The sequence below is a fragment of the Prosthecodimorpha hirschii genome, assembly GCF_001305515.1.
Classification (GTDB): Bacteria; Pseudomonadota; Alphaproteobacteria; order Rhizobiales; family Ancalomicrobiaceae; genus Prosthecodimorpha; species Prosthecodimorpha hirschii.
Genome location: NZ_LJYW01000001.1, coordinates 1,992,178 through 2,013,728, shown reverse-complemented (window position 1 = coordinate 2,013,728; position 21,551 = coordinate 1,992,178). Strand labels below are relative to the sequence as shown.

Genomic DNA, 21,551 nt, shown 5'->3' with positions numbered 1-21,551 from the left:
GTTGGCTAGCGGAGCCGTCGCCGGGTCCTGTCCGGCGCTGGCCGCTTTTTGCATGTCTGGCGTTTCCTCGGACGCCGGCATGGGCTAAAGCGGTCGCGCCGCCGACGGGAGACCGACCGGCGGTCCGGCCGTTTCGCGGACCGGGTTTCCGACCAGCCCCGCGCGAGGCTCATGTATTCTTTCGCCCATCTGTCCGATCCCCATCTCGGCCCGCTGCCCGACGTCCGCCTGCGCGAACTGATGTCCAAGCGGGTGCTCGGCTATCTCAACTGGCGGCTCAACCGCGGGCGCGGCGCCATGCGGCCGACCGTGCTCGACGACCTGGTCGCCGACATGCGCGCCCATGCGCCCGGGCATGTCTGCGTGACCGGCGATCTCGTCAACATCGCGCTCGACGCCGAGGTCCATTCGGCGCGCGCCTGGCTGATGTCGCTCGGCGCCGCCGCCGACGTGTCCGTGGTGCCGGGCAACCACGACGCCTATGTGCGCACCGCCCTGAAGCAGGCGACCGAGGTCTGGGGGCCGTTCCTGACCGGCGACGGCAGCGAGCATGTCCGCTTTCCCTATCTGCGCCGCCGCGGTCCGGTCGCCTTCGTCGGCGTCTCCTCGGCCAAGGCGACCGGCCCGTTCATGGCCACCGGCACCTTCGACGTGAGCCAGGGCATGCGGCTGGCCGAACTCCTGGAGACGCTCGGCCGCGAGGGATTGTTCCGCTGCGTGATGATCCATCATCCGCCGATCCGCGGCGCGGCGCCCTGGGCGGCCCGGCTGATCGGCGCCGAGCGGTTCCGCCGGATCGTGCGCGAGGCCGGCGCCGAACTGGTCCTGCACGGCCATACCCACAAGGGCACCGTCGGCTTCATCGACGGGCCGACCGGCAGCGTACCGGTCGTCGGCGTGCCGTCGGCCTCGGCCTCGCCGCGGGCCGACCGGCGCGGTGCCGGCTGGAACCATTTCACCGTCGAGGGCGGGCCGGGCGACTGGACGCTGACCCATGTCGAGCGCGGCTTCGCGCCGGGGGCGAGCCAGGCCGGCGAGATCGCGCGCCGGACCCTCAGGCCCGGGACCTGACGGCCGGGCGGCCGGGGCCCGATCTGGCCTGGCCCGAACTGGCCGGCCTGATTCCTGGCCGATGCTCAGCCCGAACGCAGGATCGCGAAGGCGAGCAGGGCCGCGATGCCGAGGGCGAGGCCGGCCGCGAAGGCTGCGAGCGTCGACAGGCGGCCGGGCAGGGGCCCCGGCGCTGCGGGCGGCGTCGCCTCGGAAGAGGTCGGGACGGCCGGAGCGCCGTGCCCAGTGCCCGGCTCCCCAGTGCCCAGCTCCCCAGTGCCCTGACCCCCGGTACCACGTCCCCCGGTACTCCGTCGCGCCAGCAGCCAATCGGCCTCGAAAACCTGCTCGCGCTCGATCAGCCGCTCGGCGATGTAGTCGGTGACCGCATCGGCCATCTGGTCGAGCGCGGCGGTCTCGCGCAGCACCACGCGGCCGAGCCGGGTATCCTTCACGAAACGGTAGGTGCGCCGGTCGCGCGCCAGCGCGACATGGCTGGTCATGTCGATCCACAAGCGCGGCGGGTCGGTCGGCGGGATCGCCAGGGTGAAGAATTCCACCTCCGGCGGAACGTCCCGGGCCACGTCGGCCAGGGCCTCGGCCAGCAGGTGCAGACGGGCGCGCTCGGTGGCGGCGAGGTCGGCGAGGCTGTCGGCCTTCGCGGTGGCAACCTCGCGGACGCGCCGGATCGCCTCCTGCAGGCTGCGGACGGTCCCGGCCGGGCGACCGGACGGATCGGCATCGACCATCTCGAACGGCTCCAAGCGTTCCGGCATGGCCGCAACCCGTTGACCGGGCTTGCGGCGGTGGACGCCGATATCCTACCAGCAAGCCGGCCCGGTGCCATCCGCACAGGGCAGGAAACGGGAGACATAGGGACCATGGCGGAAAAGCTGAGCGGAATCGATCGGGTCCGCCTTGCCGCGACCGAACTCGGTCTGGCGGTCGAGATCGTCGAGATGCCGGGCTCGACCCGCACGGCCGAGGATGCCGCGGCGGCCTGCGGCTGTGCCGTCGGCCAGATCGTCAAGTCGCTGGTCTTCGTCGGCGCCGAGACGCGTCGTCCGCTGCTGCTGCTCGTCTCGGGCGCCAACCGGGTCGACGAGACCGGCGTCCGGGCGGCGATCGGCGAGGCGCTGGAGCGCCCGGATGCCACCTATGTCCGCACCACCACCGGCTTCGCGATCGGCGGCGTCGCCCCGATCGGCCACGAGACGCCGATGGTGACCTATCTCGACCGCGACCTGCTCGCCTTCGAGACCGTGTGGGCCGCCGCCGGCAGTCCGAAGGCGGTGTTCGCAGTTGCGCCCGCCCAGTTGGCGGCGGCGACCGGCGCGACCGTCATCGCGGTTACCGGCTGAACGGCGCCCGGGCGGGGAGCGGGCAGCAGCCTGTCCGTCGAGGGGCTACCGCAGTGCCGCGTTGATCAGGTTGGCGAGGCGCGCGCCGGCCACGGCCGCCTGTTGGCGGGCGACCGAGCGGGCTGCGGTCTCGTAGGCGCGGTCGAGGCGGATCGGGCCCTCACCGGAGCGGACCGGCTCGGCATAGGCGTAGCGGCGGGCGAGCGCGGCGCTCTCGGCGAACCAGGCGTCCGGGTCGGCGATGGCGGCGCGTGCCCGGTCGGCTCCCGGCAGCACGCTGGCCGACGGGCGCACGCGCTTCGGGTCGGTGCCGGCCGGGTCGCGGCCGAGCGCATCCTTGACGGCCTGGCGCGGCGTCGAGCCGGTGCCGAGCAGGCGGTCCCAATAGGCATGCAGCGGGATGATCTCGCCGGTCGCCGGCTGAACGTCGACGAAATTGCCCCCGGCATCGCCGCCCGGCCGCAGGACCGAACTGCGCGCGACCGCATGCAGTGGCTGGTGGGCATCGGCGACCAGATGGATCAGCCAGACCAGATCGTAGGAGCGGACGTCGTCCGTCGCGCCCGAGCCCGGCGCCAGGGCGGCGGAGAGCAGCTTGATCTGCGAGGCCGCGTCGACCGGATCGGCATGCACGGCCGGCGTGCCGTCCTCGCTGAAGCCGATATCCTTGAAATGCCAGTAGGCGTGCGGGAGCTTGTCGCCCCAGCCGATATTGCGGCCGGCCTCCGGCCCGTCGACCTTGTCGTCGCGGGCGTCGTAGCCGGGCGTGTCCTTGATCTCGTCGGCCCAGACCGAGGCGCGGATGAAGGCATATTGCCGGCCGGTGGCCTCGTCGGGCGCGCCCGCCGACCAGAGCCGGTACTGCTCGGCATTGACCCGCAGCAGCGCGTCGACCTTCGCCCGAACCGGCTCGTCGAGCCGCTCCCAGGCCAGCGCCGCGATCTGCATGTGACCGGCATCCCACCAGGCGGGAGCCGATGTCGCCGAGGCCGCAGCCAGGCCGAGCGCGAGGAAGAGGGCGGCGGGTCTCATGGCGGGCTCCGGCTGCACGGTCCCCGATCGGCCGGGGACCGCGACGATCCTCGCATGTCGGCCCGGCCCGAACAACGACCGCCCCGGTCCGGGCGGCGGAAGGTCGGGCCGCGTCTCGCGGAGCGCGCGGGCCGGCGCGGCCTCAGTCGTCGTCGTCTTCGATCTCGTCGTCCGCGTCCTCGATCTCGTCATCCGACTCGATCAGAGCGAGCGCGATCGGCGGGACCGTGCCGGTGCGGAGCGTCTGGTCCTGCTCGGAAAACCACAGGCAGGTGATCGCGGTGGGGGTCACCTCGGTCACCGTCATGGCCGGGCCGCCTGAGCGCAGGGAGACGACATCGCCGGGGGAAAACAGGGTGTCGGACATGGAAAGCCTCCATCGAAGGAAGGCGTCAGCCTAGCTGATTCCCGTTGCGCCAGAAGCGGCTGCGGGTTTTCCCGCATGGTCTCACGGCCATTTCACCACGGGCGGCATCGAGGAGAGGATCGAATCGACATTGCCGCCGGTCTTCAGGCCGAAGATCGTGCCGCGGTCGTAGAGCAGGTTGAACTCGACGTAGCGGCCGCGCCGGACGAGCTGCTCCTCGCGGTCGGCCTCGGTCCAGGGCGTGCCCATGTTGCGCCGGACCAGCTCCGGATAGATGCCCAGGAAGGCTTCGCCGACCGCCTGCGTGAAGGCGAGATCCTGCGCGAAGCCGTTGCCGTCGAGATAGTCGTAGAAGATGCCGCCGATGCCGCGCATCTCGTTGCGGTGCTTCAGGAAGAAGTACTCGTCGCACCAGGCCTTGTAGCGCGGATAGTCGGCGCCGTGGGCCTGGCAGGCGGCCTCCATGGCGGCATGGAAGGCGATCGTGTCGGGATCGTCCTGGGTCCGCCGCTGGTCGAGCACCGGCGTCAGGTCCGCGCCGCCGCCGAACCAGCGCCGGGTCGTGACGACCATGCGGGTGTTCATGTGCACGGCCGGGACATTCGGATTGTGCAGATGGGCGATCAGCGAGATGCCGCTGGCCCAGAAGCGCGGGTCCTCGGCGGCGCCGGGCACCTGGCTGCGGAATTCCGGGCTGAACTCGCCGTGCACCGTCGAGCAGTGCACGCCGACCTTCTCGAAGACGCGGCCCTTCATGATCGACATCACGCCGCCGCCGCCGTCCTGGCCGGTGTGGTCGGTGCGCTGCCATGGCGTGCGCTCGAAGCGGCCGGCCGGCCCGGTCGCGCCTGCGGCATCGGCGAACGGGCCGTCGAAGGCGTCCTCGATCTGCTCGAAGGCCGCGCAAATGCGGTCGCGCAGGGTCTCGAACCAGGCGCGGGCAACCGTCTTTTCGGTCTCGATGGTGGCGGGCAGGGACAAGGACGACCTCTTGCGGGCTCGGGCGGGAACGGCGCGCGATGGCGGGCCGCTCACGACACTACTCCGCCGGCCCGGCTGCGGGAAAGCCGCCTGTCTGGCGCAGGGCCTCGCCCAGGATCATGCCGGCGGCGACCGCGACATTGACCGAGCGCATCCCGGCGACCATCGGGATGACCACCCGCGCCTCGGCCAGATCGTGCACGGCATCCGGCACCCCGGCCGATTCCCGCCCGAGCATGAGCAGATCGCCGGGCCGATACGCGAATTCGGTATAGGGCATGGCGGCGCGGGTGGTGACCAGGACGAGGCGCCCGCCGGCCTGCCGGCGCCAGGTCTCGAAGGCTGCGAAGCTGTCGTGCCGGGTCAGCGTGGCGGCCGGCAGATAGTCCAGCCCGGCGCGACGCAAGCCCTTGTCGGTAATGACGAAGCCCGCCGGTTCGATGAGATCGACCGGCACGCCGAGGCAGGCGGCGAGGCGCAGAATCGAACCCGTATTCTGCGGGATGTCGGGCTGGTAGAGGACAAGGCGCATGGGTTCGTCTCCGAATGCGGACAGGCATGCCGATGTCCTGGCATTCGTCAATGGCTATCGGGATTTAGGCTTTCATGTTGCGGTGCCGCGACGTGGTCGTAAATCCGGCCGATTGCTGCTTTCGGCGTGCTGGACAATCTTCGGAAGTAGTGCCAAAACACCGCGCGACCGGCCGAAGCTGCGCCAAGGCACGCCGTTTCCTGCCGATCTCGGCGCCCGCCTGCGCCCGTCCGCCTTCTTCCGAAGAACCGCCTTCCGGGCACCCGGTCGCGCGGTTGTCGCGGCAGAGGCGGGTCGAACGGGGCGGAACGGCGAGACGGGTCGGCCGCATGTTCGAGAGGATCCGATCTTGGCTAACACCCACACGGCAGAACCGACCCGCCGCGACTTTCTCTACATCGCGACCGGCGCCGCCGGCGCGGTCGGCGCCGCGTCGCTGGCCTGGCCCTTCATCGCCCAGATGAACCCCGACGCCTCCGCCCTGGCGCTGGCCTCCCTGGAGGTCGATGTCTCGGCGATCAAGCCGGGCCAGATCGTCACGGTGAAATGGCGCGGCAAGCCGGTCTTCATCCGCAATCGCACGCCGGAGGAGATAGAAGCGGCCCGCAAGGTTCCGCTCGGCGAGCTGAAGGATCCGCAGACCGACGAGGCGCGCGTCCAGAAGGGCCGCGACAACTGGCTGATCGTGGTCGGCGTCTGCACCCATCTCGGCTGCGTGCCGCTCGGCGGCGTCGGACAGCGCGGCGAATACAATGGCTGGTTCTGTCCCTGCCATGGCTCGTCCTACGACACCTCCGGCCGCATTCGAAAGGGCCCGGCGCCGTACAACCTGCCCGTTCCCTCCGTCCAGTTTCTGTCCGACAAGGTCGTCAAGATCGGCTGATCGCCGGCTTCGGGAGACGAGATCATGCAGGGTCATTCGACCTATACTCCGAACAACGGCTTCACGCGCTGGCTCGAGCGGCGGCTGCCGATCATCAGCATGGCGCACGGCCAGGCGGTTGCCTTTCCGGTTCCGAAGAATCTGAACTACTTCTGGACCTTCGGCGCGATCCTGATGGTCATGCTGGTCTGCCAGCTGCTGACCGGCATCGTGCTCGTGATGCACTACACGCCGCACACCTCCCTGGCCTTCGCCTCCGTCGAGCACATCATGCGCGACGTGAACTGGGGCTGGCTCCTGCGCTACATGCACGCCAACGGCGCGTCGATGTTCTTCATCGCCGTCTACATCCACATGTTCCGCGGCTTCTACTACGGCTCCTACAAGGAACCGCGCGAAGTCCTCTGGATCCTGGGCGTGCTGATCTTCCTGGTCATGATGGCCACCGCCTTCATGGGCTACGTGCTGCCGTGGGGCCAGATGAGCTTCTGGGGCGCCACCGTCATCACCAACCTGTTCTCGGCCTTCCCGTTCGTCGGCGAGCCGATCGTGACCTGGCTCTGGGGCGGCTTCTCGGTCGACAACCCGACCCTCAACCGCTTCTTCTCGCTGCACTATCTGCTGCCCTTCGTGATCGTCGGCATCGTCATCCTGCACATCTGGGCGCTGCATGTCGTCGGGCAGAACAATCCGGCCGGCGTCGAAGTCAAGTCGATGCAGCAGGACACCGTGCCGTTCACCCCCTATGCGACGCTGAAGGACGCCTTCGCGGTGGTGTGCTTCCTGATCGTGTTCGCCTGGTTCCTGTTCTACGTGCCCAACTTCATGGGTCACCCGGACAACTACATCGAAGCGAACCCGATGGTGACGCCGGCCCATATCGTGCCGGAGTGGTACTTCCTGCCCTTCTACGCGATCCTGCGCGCCATCCCGTCCAAGCTCGGCGGCGTGCTGTGCATGTTCGGCGCCATCGCGGTGATGTTCATCGTGCCCTGGCTCGACACCTCGCGCGTCAAGTCGGGCGCCTACCGGCCGCTGTTCAAGCAGTTCTTCTGGGTGTTCGCGATCGTCTGCGTCGGCCTCGGCTATCTCGGCTCGCTGCCGGCGGAAGGGACCTACGTGCTGTGGGCGCGCGTGCTCACCGCCTACTACTTCCTGCACTTCCTGGTGATCCTGCCGGTTCTGGGTCTGATCGAGACCCCGAAGCCGCTGCCGGCCTCCATCAGCGAGGCGGTGCTCGGCAAGGCGGGTGCCGCTGCGGCGCACAAGGCCTGACACGAGCGATCACGGAGACGAGACCCATGAACATCCATCCTCGTATCGCTCGCTCCCCGATCGCCGGCGCCCTGCGCGCCGTCGCGGTCGCGGCCGGCCTCGCGCTTCTGTCCGGGACGGCGATCGCCGCGGAAGAAGGCGCCGCGGTGCATCATCCGGAAATCACGGCCCAGAAATGGTCCTTCGCCGGGCCGTTCGGCCGGTTCGACAAGGGTCAGCTGCAGCGCGGCTACAAGGTCTACAAGAACGTCTGCGCCAACTGCCACTCGATGAAGTATGTCGCCTTCCGCAATCTTTCGGACGAGGGCGGCCCCGGCTTCACCGAGGAGCAGGTCAAGGCGATCGCTGCCGAATACAAGGTCACCGACGGCCCGAACGACGACGGCGAGATGTTCCAGCGTCCCGCCCGCCCGTCGGACCGCTTCCCGTCGCCCTTCCCGAACGAGCAGGCTGCGCGCGTCGCCAACGGCAACGCCCTGCCGCCGGACCTGTCGCTGATGGGCAAGGCCCGCGCCGCCCATCGCGGCTTCCCGGGCTTCGTCTTCGACATCTTCACGCAGTACCAGGAATCCGGTCCGGACTACGTCTACAGCCTGCTGACCGGCTACACCGACGCCCCGCACGGGCAGGAATGCGCCTCGGGCCTGAACTACAACAAGGCCTTCCTGGCCGGCGCCTGCATCGCCATGGCCAAGCCGATCGAGGACGGCGTCGTCGACTATACCGACGGCACCCCGGCCACGGTCGAGAACTATGCCCGCGACGTGTCGGCCTTCCTGATGTGGACCGCCGAGCCGAAGCTCGAGGACCGCAAGCGGACCGGCTTCAAGGTCATGGCCTTCCTGATCGTGTTCGCCGGCCTGCTGTGGTTCACCAAGCGCAAGATCTGGGCGGACGTGGCACACTGATCGCCCGCCATCCTGACGACCTGCGAACGGGGCCTTCGGGCCCCGTTTTGCGTTTCAGCGGGGCGATCGGGCGGGCCGTCGTCCGGAAGCTTCGCGGCACCCGCGCGGCCGGGTTTGACTGCGATCCGTCAGTCGATTTTCCGAATATGTTTCGTTGATGTAGTCTGGCTGAAACAATGAAATGATGACGTAGCGATACCGAAACTCGATAGTGATAGACTTTCTCATCGGCAAGACTAAAAGGCTCTCAACCCATCACGGAGCCCAGTCTCGATGTTTGTCCGGTCATTTGTTCTTTCCTGTTCCTTTCTGACGTCTCTCATCATCGTCGGAACCGGTGTCCGTGCGGCGGAAGTCCGCCATGCCGCGCCCGAGCCGGCGGAGACGCTGACCATCCCGGACGTGGTTCCGGCCATGCCCGACAAGGTCAGCTTCCAGAGCAAGCTGTCGGCGGACAGCTACAATCTGATCGACGGCTATCTGTGGAAGCCGGTCGGCGCCTCGGCGCAGGCCAAGGTGCCGCTGGTCATCGTGGCGCATGGCCATACCGGCATGTTCTATTGCGGGTCCAACCCCGCCTATGCGGTCGCGGTCTCCGGCGCCTGCAACGTCACGATCCAGTCGCAGTATACCAGCCTCGCCCGCGAGCTGACCGCGGCCGGCATCGGCATGATGCTGGTCAACAGCTTCACGCCGGCGCGCAACGACCGCATCCTGCAGCTGCACGTCAATCAGACCGGATGGGAGATCTATCCGCTCGGCCTCAACGAGGACAAGACCAAGCGCGATCCGCTGGTCTCCGACCATGCCTCGCGGCCCTACGATCTCGCCGGCGCGGCCGCCGCGGTCGGCACCGTGGTGCCCTGGGCGAACGGCAGCAAGCTGGTCGCGCTCGGCTATTCCCATGGCGGCAGCGCCGCCATGGCGCTCGCCCTCAGCAACCATCCGGTCAATACCAGCCCGCTCAACGGCGGCCGCCAGTTCCTGCGCATCTTCGCCACCTACCCGGGCTGCGCGCTCGGCGGCACCAACACCTACTACAAGGCCTCCGCGGCGGTGACGCCGCTCAGCATCGGCACCGGCAGCGCCGACACCTCCGTGCCGCCGGGGACCATGCCGGGCACCCCGTCCGACAAGGGCGCCTGCCGCGAGCGCTACGAGGCGGCCAAGACGGCCGCGGTCGCCGGCAGCGGTCTCTTCCGGATCGACTGGTGGAACTATACCGGCGCGACCCATTCCTGGGAGACCGCGCAGGGCCCCGAGAACGAGGCCGCCCGCGCCCACTGGCGCGCCAAGGTGATCGCCTATGCGGTCTCGCTGAAGTGAGGCCGGGCGGCCGTCCCGTCCCCCCTTTCCGCGGGGCGACGGGGGCCGCCGCCGTAAGCCCTTGAATCCGCGGCCGTCCGATCGGGCGGCCGGCTTCCGCTGCGCGCCGAAACGCTCTAACCTCGCGCTCTCGACGACGGGAGGGCGCGATGGTGAGGTCTGTGATCGGGGTGATCGGCGGCTCGGGGCTCTATGACCTGCCCGGGCTGGAGGATGCGCGCTGGCAGAGGGTCGAAAGCCCCTGGGGCGAGCCGTCCGACGATCTGCGCTTCGGCACCATCGCCGGCCGTCCGATCGTCTTTCTGCCCCGGCACGGGCGCGGCCATCGCGTCTCTCCCTCCGATATCGACTACCGCGCCAATATCGACGCCCTCAAGCGCGCCGGGGTGACCGACATCGTCTCGGTCTCCGCGGTCGGCTCCTACCGGGAGGATCTGCCGCCCGGCACCTTCGTGCTGGTCGACCAGTTCGTCGATCGGACCGTGCGGCGGGCCTCGTCCTTCTTCGGCAGGGGCTGCGTCGCCCATGTCGCCTTCGGCCATCCGACCAGCCCCGGCCTGATGGACCGGCTGGCGGCGGCCGCCGAGGCGGAGGCGATCCCGGTGGTGCGCGGCGGCACCTATGTCTGCATGGAGGGGCCGCAATTCTCGACGCTGGCCGAAAGCCGTGCCTACAAGGCGCAGGGCTTCGACGTGATCGGCATGACCAACATGCCCGAGGCCAAGCTCGCCCGCGAGGCGGAGATGCCCTACGCGACCGTCGCCATGGTCACCGACTACGATTGCTGGCATCCGGACCACGATCATGTCGACGTGGCGCAGGTGATCCGGGTGCTGACCGACAATGCCGACAAGGCGCGCCGCCTGGTCGCCCGCTTCGCCGCCGATTTCCCGCTCGAGCATCCGCCCTGTCCGGTCGGCGCCGACCATGCGCTCGACTTCGCCGTCATGACCGCGCCGGACAGGCGCGACCCCGCCCTTGTCGCGCGCCTCGACGCCGTCGCCGGCCGCGTCCTCGGCCGTTGACGGCTGGCCCCGGCCGGACCCGCAAGACGAGAAAAATCGAACGGAATCGTGGTTTTTACCGATTTGGAAACGACCTCTCTGCAACCTTGGCGACGGGACAGAAGGGGTGACGCATGGTGGATCGCGGTCACGGCACGCGCCGGGGAATCGGGCTCAAGGTCAAGCTGCCGTTGGTGATCGTCGGTCTCGGCCTGCTGGCCTCGGCGACGATCGGGGCGATCGGCTATTTCGAAGCCCGCAAGGGGCTGACGGATGCGGCCGAACGCAATCTCGCTTTCGTGGCCGAGACCCGCGTCAAGGCGCTCGACAGCCGGCTCTCCACCATCGTCGGCACCGCCGGGGCGATGGCCGACAGTTCGGCCGCCCATCATGCCGCCGGCAAGCTCGCCGAAGCCTTCTCGGTCGCCTCGGTCGATCTGGAGAAGGTGCTGAAATACTATCAGGCACCGGCGACCAAGGCGGCGCGTGCGGCGCTCGACGGCGCCGACAACCCGACCATCTATTCCTGGAACCACAAGGAGGTGCACGGCACCTTCAAGGCCCAGCGCGAACAGCTGGATCTCGACGACATCTTCGTCGTCTCCGCCAAGGGCCAGGTCGCCTATTCGGTCACCAAGTCGGCCGAGTTCACCCGCAACGTCAATGATGCCGGCTTCCCGAATGCCGGCCTCAAGCGCGCCTTCCAGGCGGCGCTGGCCGCCAAGGGCAAGCCGGTCCTCAGCGACATCGATGCCGCCCTGCCCGAAGCCGAGCGCATGGTCTATGCCGCACGCAGCATCGGCGAGGCCGCCGACGAGGGCGTGCTGGTGGTCTCCTTCCCGGCCGCGAAGCTGCTGCCGGAGGCGGTCAATCGCGGCGTCTCAAGCGCCGTGCTCGGCTCCGACGGCAAGCTGCGGCTCGGTGCCGGCATTGCCGGCCTGGAGGCCGCCGTTGCCGACACGGTGACCGCCGCCCGGGCGGCCGAACGGCCGATCGGCTTCGCCAAGGTCGGCGGCGCCGGCGCGGAGGGCTTCGCGGCCTGGCGCGCGGCGGAAACGCCCGGCATCGCCTGGAGCCTGGTCTCCGTCCAGGACGCCGAGACGGCGCTGGCCGCCGTCACCACGATCCGGGACCGGATGATGGTCGCGGCCGCGATCGTGCTCGGCATCCTGGCTCTGGTCGGCCTGTTCGCGGCGCGCATGGTGACGGGTCCGCTCGGCGGACTGGTCGGCACGCTCGACCGGATGGCGGCCGGCGAACTCGACATCGAGGTCGCGGCCTCGCGCCGGCGCGACGAGATCGGCGATATCGGCCGTGCGGTGGAAGGCATCCGCACGCGCCTGGCGACCGATGCGCGCGAGCGCGAGCGGATGGCCGCGGAAGCCGCGCGGCAGGAGGACGAGGTCCGCCGGCGCATGCTCGGCGGGCTCGCCGAGGATTTCGAACGCGCCGTCGGGCGCGCCATTTCGGAGGTTTCGGACGGCGTGCGCGGCATCGGCCGTTCCGCCGATGCGATGGCCCGGCTCGCCCAGGCGGCGCGCGGCCGTTCCGAGACCGTCGTCTCGGCCGCCGATCAGGCCGGCCGCGAGGTCGAATCGGTCGCCGCGTCCACGGGCGAACTGGACCGCGCCATCCGCGAGATCGCCGAACTGATCCACAGCACCAACCGGATCGCCGAGGAGGCCGGCCGGCGCACGGTCGAGACCACCGGCATCGTCGGCTCGCTGTCCGGCTGCGCGGTCAAGATCGGCGAAGTCGTCACCCTGATCGAATCGATCGCCAGCCAGACCAACCTGCTCGCCCTCAACGCCACCATCGAGGCGGCGCGTGCCGGCGAGGCTGGGCGCGGCTTCGCGGTCGTCGCCTCCGAAGTCAAGGCGCTGGCCGGCCAGACCTCCAAGGCGACCGAGGAGATCGCCCGGCAGGTCGCCGAGATCACCTCCGCCGCCAATGCGGCCGCGGGCGCGATCACCGACATCCAGGGTCGGGTCGGCGCCATCACCGAAGCGGTGCTGCGGGTTGCCGGTGCGGTCGAGGAGCAGTCGGCGGCGACCAGCGCGATCGCCAACGGTGCCGCCGGTGCGCGCACCGGCACCGGCGCGGTCGGCCGCGAGGTCGAGGCGGTTCGGACCGACGCGACCGAGACCGACAAGGCGGCGAGCCTGCTCGTCGAAGGCGTCGAGTTGCTCGACCGGCAGACGCAAGGCCTGCAGTCGCGGGTGCGGTCCTTCGTGGAGCAGATTCGCGCCGCTTGATCCGACCGCTTGATCGGATCGCCGTGGCCGGGGACAATCCGCCCCGATCCAACCGCCTGAGTCTGGAGCCTCTCTGTGTCGATCGGATGGTGCCATCCGATCGACATCGGCGTCAGGCCGCGCCCTCGGCCCCACGGGACTGTTCATGGACCTCCGCGACGCGATCCGCACCATCCCCGACTATCCGAAGCCCGGCATCCTGTTCCGGGACATCACCACGCTGCTCGGCGATGCGCGCGCGTTCCGGCGCAGCGTCGACCAACTGGTCGCGCCCTGGGCCGGCGGCAAGATCGACAAGATCGCCGGGATCGAGGCGCGCGGCTTCATCCTCGGCGGCGCCGTCGCTCATCAGCTCTCGTCCGGCTTCGTGCCGATCCGCAAGAAGGGCAAGCTGCCGCACACCACGGTGCGGATCGCCTATTCGCTGGAATACGGCCTCGACGAGATGGAGATGCACGAGGACGCCGTCGCGGCCGGCGAACGGGTCATCCTGGTCGACGACCTGATCGCCACCGGCGGCACGGCGACCGCCGCCGTCCAACTCCTGCGCCAGATGGGGGCCGAGGTCGTCGCCGCCTGCTTCGTGATCGACTTGCCGGACCTCGGCGGAGCGGACAAATTGCGCGCCCTCGGCGTCGACGTGCGGACTCTGGTTTCCTTCGAGGGGCATTGAGCCCTGAGGGCGATCGCCGGCCGCGGGATCGCCGGCCGGACGATCACTCCGACACCGGCACCCACATCACGTCCTCGACGCGCGCCGCCCCGGTCGCCAGCATGACCAGACGGTCGAAGCCGAGGGCGATGCCGCTGGTTTCCGGCATGGCCACGAGGGCGGTGAGGAAATCCTCGTCGATCGGGTAGCGCTCGCCGTAGAGCCGCTGCTTCTCGTCCATGTCGGCCTCGAAGCGGGCGCGCTGCTCGGCCGGGTCGGTCAGTTCGCCGAAGGCGTTGGCGAGTTCGACCCCGCAGGCATAGAGCTCGAAGCGCTCGGCGAGGCGCGGATCGCCGGGCTTGCGGCGGGCGAGAGCGGCTTCGCTGGCCGGGTATTCGCAGAGGATGCTCGGCCGACCGATGCCGAGATGCGGCTCGATCCGTTCGACCAGGATGCGGGAATAGATGTCGGTCCAGCTGTCGTCGGCGGCGAAGCGGATGCCGGCGCCTTCCGCCGCGGCGGCGAGCGCCGGCCGGTCGGGCGCGCCGTCGGGTGCGATGGTCGCCAGGAGATCGATGCCGGCATGGCGGGCGAAGGCGGCGGCGACGGTCAGCCGCTCCGGCGCGGCGGTCGGATCGGCCTCGCGACCCCGGTGGGACCAGCTCTGCGTGCCGGCGGTGGCGGCGGCAAGCGCCAGGAGCGCGGCGCAATCCTCCATCAGCCGCGTGTAGGGCGCGCCGGCGCGGTACCATTCCAGCATCACGAATTCCGGATGGTGCAGGGCGGTGCGCTCGCGGTTGCGCCAGACCCGGGCGAAATCGAAGATGCGGGTCTCGCCGGCGGCGACCAGCTTCTTCATGGCGAATTCGGGCGAGGTGTGCAGGTAGCGCCGGCGCGGGGCGCCGTCCGGGCCGATCAGGTCGGTGGCGAAGCCGTGCAGGTGGGTCTCGTTGCCGGGCGAGACCTGCAGGGCCGCGCATTCGACCTCGGTGAAATCCTCGGCCGCGAACCAGGCCCGGACGGCCGCCGTGATCCGATTGCGCGCCAGAAGGCGCGGCCGGCGGTCGGCATGGCGGGCTTTCTGCCACCAAGGCGAGGCGTCTTCCATCGAACCACTTCCCTTCTCGGCGCGAAAATGTCAGAGAAACGCCCGAAAGACCCGCTCGCCCGGCGAGACCGGGGTCTCCGGCTATTGTCCGGACCTAACCGAAACCATTCCGAGGTCGCCCCGTGAAGGTCAATGCTCAAGCGCTCCGCCGCGGCAATGTCGTCGAACTCGACGGCAAGCTCTATGTCGTTCTCTCTGCCGAGAGCTTCCACCCCGGCAAGGGCACGCCGACGACGCAGATCGACATGCGCCGGATCGCCGACGGCGTGAAGGTCTCCGAGCGCTGGAAGACCACCGAGCAGGTCGAGCGTGCCTTCCTGGACGAGCGTCCCTTCACCTATCTCTACGAGGACGCCGAAGGCTTTACCTTCATGAACATGGAGAGCTTCGAGCAGGTCGCCGTGCCGAAGGAAGTGATCGGCGACGGCGCGGTCTATCTGCACGAGAACATGGAAGTCCAGCTGTCGCTCTACCAGGGCGTCCCGGTCTCCATCGAACTGCCGCAGCGCGTGACCCTCGAGATCGTCGACACCGAGCCGACCATGAAGGGCCAGACGGCCTCGTCCTCCTACAAGCCGGCGACCCTGTCGAACGGCGTGCGCACCATGGTGCCGCCGCACATCTCGACCGGCACCCGCGTGGTCGTGATGACCGAGGACGGCTCCTACGTCGAGCGCGCCAAGGACTGATCCGCAACGCGGCGGTTTCCGCGTCGATCTCGGACCTGTCTGTCGATCCGGCCGCGCCGACGCGGGGCCGGATCGATTGTTTTCGGGCGGCATCGCTATTCCGCGGCCACCGTCAGGGTCGGCCGGGCGGGGTGGCGGAACGCGGCCAGGCGGGCCGGCTGCCCGTCCTCGAAGCGCTGGACGCTGGCCGCCTTGACCGGGCCAAAGCCGCGGATCGTCGCGACCGCCTCCAGGAGCGCGACGGCGGCGGCATGGTTGGCGGGCGTCAGCGCCCGGGCGATCTCGTCGAGCAGCGCTTCTTGCTCGGCGAGCAGCCGCCGCTCCATGCGCCGTTCCTCGGTCCAACGGAACGGGTCGAGGAGACCGCCGCGCAGCGATCGGGCCGCGGCGAGCAGCCGGAACGCCCGGAACATCCAGGCGCCGAAGCGCATCTTGGCCGGCCGGCCGGTGGCCGGGTCGGTGCGGGCGAGGAGCGGCGGGGCCAGATGCACCTCCAGCCGATCCCAGCTCTCGAAGGCCGCGCCGAGCTGTTCGGTGAGGCGGCCGTCGGCATGCAGCCGGGCGACCTCGTATTCGTCCTTCACCGCCATCAGCCGGAACAGCGACACGGTCGCGGCCTCGGTCAGGCTGGTGCGGCCGGGCAGGGCGCGGGCCTCGGCGGCCCGGATCGCCTCGATCCGCTGCCGGTAGCGGGCCGCATAGGCGGCATCCTGATAGGCGGTCAGATGGTCGACGCGGCGCGCGATGCGCTCGTCCAGGCTTTCCGACAGCCGCCTATGATCGAGGTTGCCGGCGGCCGGACGGACCAGGCCCTCCAGCGCGCCCGGATCGACGGCCGCCTGCCGGCCGAGCCGGAAGGCCGCCAGATTGAAGGCGACGGCGGCGCCGTTGAGCGCGATCGCCTCCTCGATCGCCTGCCGGCCGAGCGGCACGCGGCCCATCTGCCAGGCGAGGCCGAGCATGAACAGGTTGGCGCCGATGCTGTCGCCGAGAAGCGCGGTGGCGAGGCGGGTCGCCTCGGTGAAGCGGCTGAGGCCCGGCCCGGCGCGCTCGCGGATCGCCCGGATCAGCCGTTCGGTCGGCAGCGAGAAGTCGGCCCGGCGGGTCGCGTCGCCCGTCGTGGTCTCGTGGGTGTTGACGACGACCGCCGTGCGGGCTGGATCGATCGCGGCCAGCACCTTGGGCGAGGCGGTGACGACGAGGTCGCAGCCGATGATCAGGTCGGCGCCGCCGGCGGCGATGCGGATGGTGGTGATGTCCTCGGGCGCCGGCGCCAGGCGGATATGGCTGGTCACCGCGCCGCCCTTCTGGGCGAGGCCGGCCATGTCGATGATGCCGATGCCGCGGCCCTCCAGATGCGCCGCCATGCCGAGGATCGCCCCGACCGTGACCACGCCGGTGCCGCCGACGCCGGTGACGATCACCGCGAAGGTCCGGTCGAGCGCGGGCAGGTCGGGCTCGGGCAGGTTCGACGCGGTCGCGGCGGGCTGCGCCGCCGCGCGTTTCGGCTTCGCGCCATGGACGGTGACGAAGCTCGGGCAGAAGCCCTTCACGCAGGAGAAGTCCTTGTTGCAGCTCGACTGGTCGATCTGCCGCTTGCGGCCGAACTCGGTCTCGACCGGCGCGACCGCGACGCAGTTCGACTGCACGCCGCAATCGCCGCAGCCCTCGCAGACCAGTTCGTTGACGAGGACCCGCTTGTCGGGATCCGGGAAGGTGCCGCGCTTGCGCCGCCGCCGCTTCTCGGCCGCGCAGGTCTGGTCGTAGAGCAGCACCGTCAATCCGGGGATCGCCGCCAGTTCGCGCTGAACGCGATCGAGCGCGTCGCGGTGGTCGATCGTCGTGAAGGGCGGGAAGCCGACATCGGGCGGATACTTGTCGGGCTCGTCGGTGACCACCGCGACCCGCACCGCGCCCTCGGCCGCGGCCTGGCGGGCGATCGCCGCGAGGGTCAGGCCGCCGTCATGGGCCTGGCCGCCGGTCATCGCGACGGCATCGTTGTAGAGGATCTTGTAGGTGATGTTGACGCCGGAGGCCTTGGCGGCCCTGAGCGCCAGCGAGCCGGAATGGTTGTAGGTGCCGTCGCCGAGATTCTGGAAGATATGGGTTTCCTTGGAGAAGGGCGCCTCGCCGATCCAGTTGGCGCCTTCCCCGCCCATATGGGTGTAGCCCTCGGTGGCGCGGTCCATCCACTGCGCCATGAAATGGCAGCCGATGCCCGCATAGGCGCGATGGCCCTCGGGCACGCGGGTCGAGGTGGAATGCGGGCAGCCGGCGCAGAAATAGGGCGTGCGCAGCGCGACCGGCTCGATCGCCGCCAGCACCCGCTGGGCCTCGGCGAGCCTGGCGACGCGGGCGCGGATGTCGGCATCGTCGGCATGGCGCAGGATGCGTTCGCCGATCGCCACCGCGATGTCGTTGGTGTCGAGCGCGCCCTTGGACGGGAACAGCCAACGCCCCTCCTCGTCGCGCTTGCCGACGATCTGGGGGGCAGCGCGCCGGCCGTAGAGCTGGTCCTTGATCTGGGTCTCGATCAGCGCGCGCTTCTCCTCGACCACGACGATCAGGTCGAGCCCATCGGCGAAGCGGGCGAGGCCGCTCGGCTCCAGCGGCCAGGGGCAGGCGACCTTGTAGAGCCGCAGGCCGAGTTCGCCGGCGCGGACCTCGTCGATGCCGAGATCGTCGAGCGCCTGCAGCACATCGAGCCAGCTCTTGCCGGCCGCGACCACGCCGATGCGCGGCGCGCGGCCGCCGGCCATCACGATCCGGTCGAGCCGGTTGGCCGCGAGCCAGGCGAGCACCGCCGGCATCTTGTCCTCGTGCAGCCGCGCCTCCTGGGCGAGCGGGTGGTCCTGCGGCCGCAGATGCAATCCGCCCGGCGGCAAGACGTGGCCCTCCGGCACCACGGGAGCGACGCGGTCGACCCGGCCGTCGACGACCGCGGTCGATTCGACCGTGTCCTTGACGCATTTCAGCCCGACCCAGACGCCGGCATAGCGCGACAGCGCCCAGCCGTAGAGGCCGAAATCCAGGATCTCCTGCACGCCGGCCGGGTTCAGCACCGGCATCATGGCGTCCACCATGGCGTATTCGGAATGATGCGCCGTGGTCGAGCTCTCGCAGGTATGGTCGTCGCCCATCAGGGCGATGACGCCGCCATGGGGCGAGGTGCCGGCGAGATTGGCGTGGCGAAAAACGTCGCCGGACCGGTCGACGCCCGGGCCCTTGCCGTACCAGATGCCGAAGACGCCGTCGAAGCGGCCCTGGCCGCGCACTTCCAACTGCTGCGAACCCCACAGCGCGGTGGCGGCGAGATCCTCGTTGATGGCCGCCTGGAACTTCACGTCGGCGGGCGTCAGCACCTTGACGGCGCGGGAGAATTGCTGGTCGAGCCCGCCGAGCGGCGAGCCGCGGTAGCCGGTCACGTAGCCGGCGGTGTTCAGCCCGGCGCGACGGTCGCGTTCCTTCTGCATCAGCGTCAGGCGGACGAGCGCCTGCGTGCCCGAGACGAAGACCCGCTCGGCCGAGAGGTCGTATTTGTCGTCGAGTGTAACCGCATTGCGCGGCATGCCGTTTCCTCCCGGAACGCCGCCGGTTGCCCGGGCGTTTGGTTCAGGCTGTCATGCGTGGTAGCCGGGCGTCAACGCGCACCGGGCGCGGGGCGCGCGCGCCCACGCGGACAATTCCGCATGGGTCTCGTGCGGAGGCGGCGCTTGCCCCTTGACCTTGCCCCGAGGGGAAACCTTACCTGGGTGAGCGGACCCGAAGACCAGACAGGAACCGTCCATGACCGCGCCCGCCGCAGCCCCCGCAGACCGCCTGACCGGCGCCCCGCCGTCCGGCGCCGGTTCGCACGATCGGTCCGCCGATCCGGTGGTGCTCGACCTGACCGGGATGACCTGCTCGGCCTGTGCGGTGCGTATCGAGAAGGTGCTGTCGCGCGTGCCCGGCGTCGAGCAGGCGACCGTCAACCTGGCGCTTGAGACGGCCGAGGTGCGGGCGCCGGGCATCGAGGGGGCCGCGCTGGTGGCGGCGGTGGAACGGGCCGGCTATGGCGCGACGCTGCGCGCCGAGGCCGCCCGGGCGCGGCGGCAGGCCCTGGAGGCGGCGACCGCCGAGCGGCGGGCGGAGGAGCGGCGCACGCTCCTGGTCTTCGCGCTCTCCGCGGTGCTGACGCTGCCCTTCGTGGTCGCCATGGTGCCGATGGCCTGGGGCGCGCATGCCCATTGGCTGACCCCGACCCTGCAATTGGCACTCGCCACGCCGGTCCAGATCGTCGCCGGCTGGCGTTTCTATGTCGGCGCCTTCAAGGCCCTGCGCGGCGTCTCTGCCAACATGGACGTGCTGGTCGCGCTCGGCACCACGGCCGCCTATCTGTTCTCCGTCGCGATGATCGCCACCCATGGCGAGCATGCCGCCGGCCATCTCTATTTCGAGGGCTCGGCCACCATCTTGACCCTGATCCTGGCCGGCAAGCTGATGGAGGCGCGCGCACGGCGGGCGGCCTCGGCCGCGGTGGCCAGCCTGATGGCGCTCCGGCCCGACACCGCCATCCGGCTCGTCGGCGACGCACAGGAGACCGTCTCGATCGATGATCTGAGGTCCGGCGACCGCATCCTGGTCAAACCGGGCGAGCGGGTCGCCGCCGACGGTCTGGTCGAGGAGGGGGCGAGCGAGCTCGACGAATCGCTCGTCACCGGCGAGAGCTTGCCGGTCGCCAAGGGGCCCGGCGACACGGTCACGGCCGGCACCATCAACGGCTCCGGCGCCCTGACGGTGACGGTCCGCGCGGTCGGCGAGGATACCGTGCTGGCGCGCATCGCCCGGCTGGTCGAGCAGGCGCAGATCGCCAAGGCGCCGGTGCAGAAGCTGGTCGACCGGGTCGCGGCCCTGTTCGTGCCGGTGATCGTCGTGGTCGCGCTCGCCACCTTCGCCGGCTGGGCACTGGTCGGCGCGGAGACCGAGACGGCCTTCGTGGCCGCCGTCTCGGTGCTGGTCATCGCCTGCCCCTGCGCGCTCGGCCTCGCCACGCCGGCTGCGCTGGTCGCCGGCACCGGGGCTGCCGCCAAGGCCGGCATCCTGATCAAGGATATCGAGGCCCTGGAACGCGCCCATGCGGTCGACGTGGTGGTGTTCGACAAGACCGGCACGCTGACCGCCGGCCATCCGGCCGTGACCGACGTGGTCGTCTTCGGCGGCCGCGGCGACGACATGCTGCGGCTGGCCGCCAGCGTCCAGGCGGCGAGCGAGCATCCGCTCGCCAAGGCCATGGTGGCGGCCGCCTTCTTCAAGGGCCTCGTGCTGTCGCCGGCGCGCGAGGCCCGCGCCGTGACCGGGCGCGGCGTGACCGCGACCGTCGACGGCCGCCGTGTCGCCATCGGAAATGCCGCCCTGATGGCCGAACTGGCCGTCGACACGCGGCTCTACGCCAAGGAGCTGGCCCGGCTGGAGGCCGAGGCCAAGACGGTGGTGACGGTCGCGCGCGACGGCGAGGCGGTCGGGCTGATCGCCATGGCCGACCCGATCCGCCCGGACTCGCGCGCCGCCGTGGCCGCCCTGCAGGCGCGCGGCATCGCCTGCCGCATGCTGACCGGCGATGCCGCGCCGGTGGCCGCCGCGGTCGGCGCCGCGCTCGGTCTCGACGGTGTCGAAGGGCCGGTGCCGCCGGAGCGCAAGGCGGCCGCGATCGCGGCGATGCGGCGGGACGGGCGGATCGTCGCCATGGTCGGCGACGGCATCAACGATGCGCCCGCGCTCGCCGCCGCCGATGTCGGCATCGCCATCGGCACCGGCGCCGACGTGGCGCTGGAGACCGCCGGCATCACCCTGATGCGGCCCGATCCGCGCCTCGTGCCGGCTGCGCTCGAGATCGCGCGGGCGACCTGGGCCAAGATCCGGCAGAACCTGTTCTGGGCCTTCGCCTACAATGTCGTCGGCGTGCCGCTCGCCGCGCTCGGCTATCTGACCCCGGCGCTGGCCGGCGCCGCCATGGCGCTGAGTTCGGTCTCGGTGGTCACCAACGCGCTGACGCTGACGCGCTGGAAGCCGACGCTGGCGGACGGTGACGCGGCGGGCGAGCGGCGGGCCGCGGACTGAGCGGGCTGTGCCGACGAGGGTGCAGGCCTGGC

Annotated in this window: 18 protein-coding genes; 11 read left to right on the top strand and 7 right to left on the bottom strand. The window is 70.4% G+C overall.

What is annotated here, in order from left to right; translation table 11 throughout:
- The first annotated feature begins 171 nt into the window (after positions 1–171).
- Positions 172–1,071, top strand: a complete 900-nt coding sequence (locus tag ABB55_RS08790) for a metallophosphoesterase family protein (RefSeq protein ID WP_054358480.1) — start codon at positions 172–174, stop codon at positions 1,069–1,071.
- A gap of 65 nt (positions 1,072–1,136) precedes the next feature.
- Here the strand turns inward: ABB55_RS08790 and ABB55_RS08785 are convergent, their stop codons facing one another.
- Positions 1,137–1,826: a hypothetical protein gene (locus ABB55_RS08785; RefSeq protein ID WP_152981981.1), complete on the bottom strand. Its 690-nt coding sequence runs from the start codon at positions 1,824–1,826 to the stop codon at positions 1,137–1,139.
- A gap of 105 nt (positions 1,827–1,931) precedes the next feature.
- On the opposite strand from ABB55_RS08785, the gene ABB55_RS08780 reads away from it, so the two are divergent.
- Positions 1,932–2,411, top strand: a complete 480-nt coding sequence (locus ABB55_RS08780) for a YbaK/EbsC family protein (RefSeq protein ID WP_054358478.1) — start codon at positions 1,932–1,934, stop codon at positions 2,409–2,411.
- A gap of 45 nt (positions 2,412–2,456) precedes the next feature.
- Here ABB55_RS08780 and ABB55_RS08775 read toward each other — a convergent pair whose 3' ends face one another.
- The 4 genes from ABB55_RS08775 to ABB55_RS08760 all read right to left on the bottom strand — a co-directional run bounded on the left by ABB55_RS08775 (position 2,457) and on the right by ABB55_RS08760 (position 5,323).
- The gene (locus ABB55_RS08775) at positions 2,457–3,443 is read right to left on the bottom strand and encodes a S1/P1 nuclease (RefSeq protein ID WP_054358477.1); all 987 of its coding nucleotides are present in this window, start codon (positions 3,441–3,443) and stop codon (positions 2,457–2,459) included.
- A gap of 142 nt (positions 3,444–3,585) precedes the next feature.
- Positions 3,586–3,810 carry a YodC family protein gene (locus ABB55_RS08770; protein WP_054358476.1) on the bottom strand — a complete coding sequence of 75 codons (225 nt, stop codon included), beginning with the start codon at positions 3,808–3,810 and terminating at the stop codon, positions 3,586–3,588.
- Between the two features lie 81 nt (positions 3,811–3,891).
- Positions 3,892–4,791 (bottom strand): oxygen-dependent coproporphyrinogen oxidase, encoded by a 900-nt coding sequence (gene hemF, locus ABB55_RS08765; protein WP_054358475.1) that lies wholly within the window; start codon positions 4,789–4,791, stop codon positions 3,892–3,894.
- A 58-nt stretch (positions 4,792–4,849) separates the two neighbouring features.
- A complete protein-coding gene (locus ABB55_RS08760; protein WP_054358474.1) occupies positions 4,850–5,323 on the bottom strand; it encodes a tRNA (cytidine(34)-2'-O)-methyltransferase in 474 nt (157 codons plus the stop codon).
- Between the two features lie 349 nt (positions 5,324–5,672).
- Here ABB55_RS08760 and petA point away from each other — a divergent pair, with 349 nt between their 5' ends.
- The 7 genes from petA to ABB55_RS08725 all read left to right on the top strand — a co-directional run bounded on the left by petA (position 5,673) and on the right by ABB55_RS08725 (position 13,647).
- Positions 5,673–6,206, top strand: coding sequence for a ubiquinol-cytochrome c reductase iron-sulfur subunit (gene petA, locus ABB55_RS30860; RefSeq protein ID WP_054358473.1), 534 nt, complete (start codon positions 5,673–5,675; stop codon positions 6,204–6,206).
- 24 nt (positions 6,207–6,230) lie between these two features.
- Positions 6,231–7,481, top strand: a complete 1,251-nt coding sequence (locus ABB55_RS08750) for a cytochrome b (RefSeq protein ID WP_054358472.1) — start codon at positions 6,231–6,233, stop codon at positions 7,479–7,481.
- Between the two features lie 26 nt (positions 7,482–7,507).
- The gene (locus ABB55_RS08745; RefSeq protein WP_054358471.1) at positions 7,508–8,389 is read left to right on the top strand and encodes a cytochrome c1; all 882 of its coding nucleotides are present in this window, start codon (positions 7,508–7,510) and stop codon (positions 8,387–8,389) included.
- Between the two features lie 273 nt (positions 8,390–8,662).
- Positions 8,663–9,715 (top strand): dienelactone hydrolase family protein, encoded by a 1,053-nt coding sequence (locus tag ABB55_RS08740; RefSeq protein WP_054358470.1) that lies wholly within the window; start codon positions 8,663–8,665, stop codon positions 9,713–9,715.
- Positions 9,716–9,864: 149 nt separating this feature from the next.
- Complete coding sequence (locus tag ABB55_RS08735) at positions 9,865–10,740, top strand: S-methyl-5'-thioadenosine phosphorylase (protein WP_054358469.1); 876 nt, start codon at positions 9,865–9,867, stop codon at positions 10,738–10,740.
- A gap of 113 nt (positions 10,741–10,853) precedes the next feature.
- A complete protein-coding gene (locus tag ABB55_RS08730; protein WP_054358468.1) occupies positions 10,854–12,974 on the top strand; it encodes a methyl-accepting chemotaxis protein in 2,121 nt (706 codons plus the stop codon).
- Between the two features lie 145 nt (positions 12,975–13,119).
- A complete protein-coding gene (locus ABB55_RS08725; RefSeq protein WP_054358467.1) occupies positions 13,120–13,647 on the top strand; it encodes an adenine phosphoribosyltransferase in 528 nt (175 codons plus the stop codon).
- A gap of 43 nt (positions 13,648–13,690) precedes the next feature.
- On the opposite strand, the gene epmA is transcribed toward ABB55_RS08725, so the two are convergent.
- On the bottom strand, positions 13,691–14,734 hold the full coding sequence (gene epmA / locus ABB55_RS08720; protein ID WP_054358466.1) for an EF-P lysine aminoacylase EpmA: 1,044 nt from the start codon (positions 14,732–14,734) through the stop codon (positions 13,691–13,693).
- A gap of 122 nt (positions 14,735–14,856) precedes the next feature.
- Between epmA and efp the strand changes: the two genes are divergently transcribed.
- Positions 14,857–15,423: an elongation factor P gene (gene efp / locus ABB55_RS08715; RefSeq protein WP_054358465.1), complete on the top strand. Its 567-nt coding sequence runs from the start codon at positions 14,857–14,859 to the stop codon at positions 15,421–15,423.
- A 95-nt stretch (positions 15,424–15,518) separates the two neighbouring features.
- On the opposite strand, the gene ABB55_RS08710 is transcribed toward efp, so the two are convergent.
- A complete protein-coding gene (locus ABB55_RS08710) occupies positions 15,519–18,992 on the bottom strand; it encodes an indolepyruvate ferredoxin oxidoreductase family protein (protein ID WP_054358464.1) in 3,474 nt (1,157 codons plus the stop codon).
- Between the two features lie 217 nt (positions 18,993–19,209).
- On the opposite strand from ABB55_RS08710, the gene ABB55_RS08705 reads away from it, so the two are divergent.
- Positions 19,210–21,519, top strand: a complete 2,310-nt coding sequence (locus tag ABB55_RS08705) for a heavy metal translocating P-type ATPase (protein ID WP_083463470.1) — start codon at positions 19,210–19,212, stop codon at positions 21,517–21,519.
- Positions 21,520–21,551: the final 32 nt, after the last annotated feature.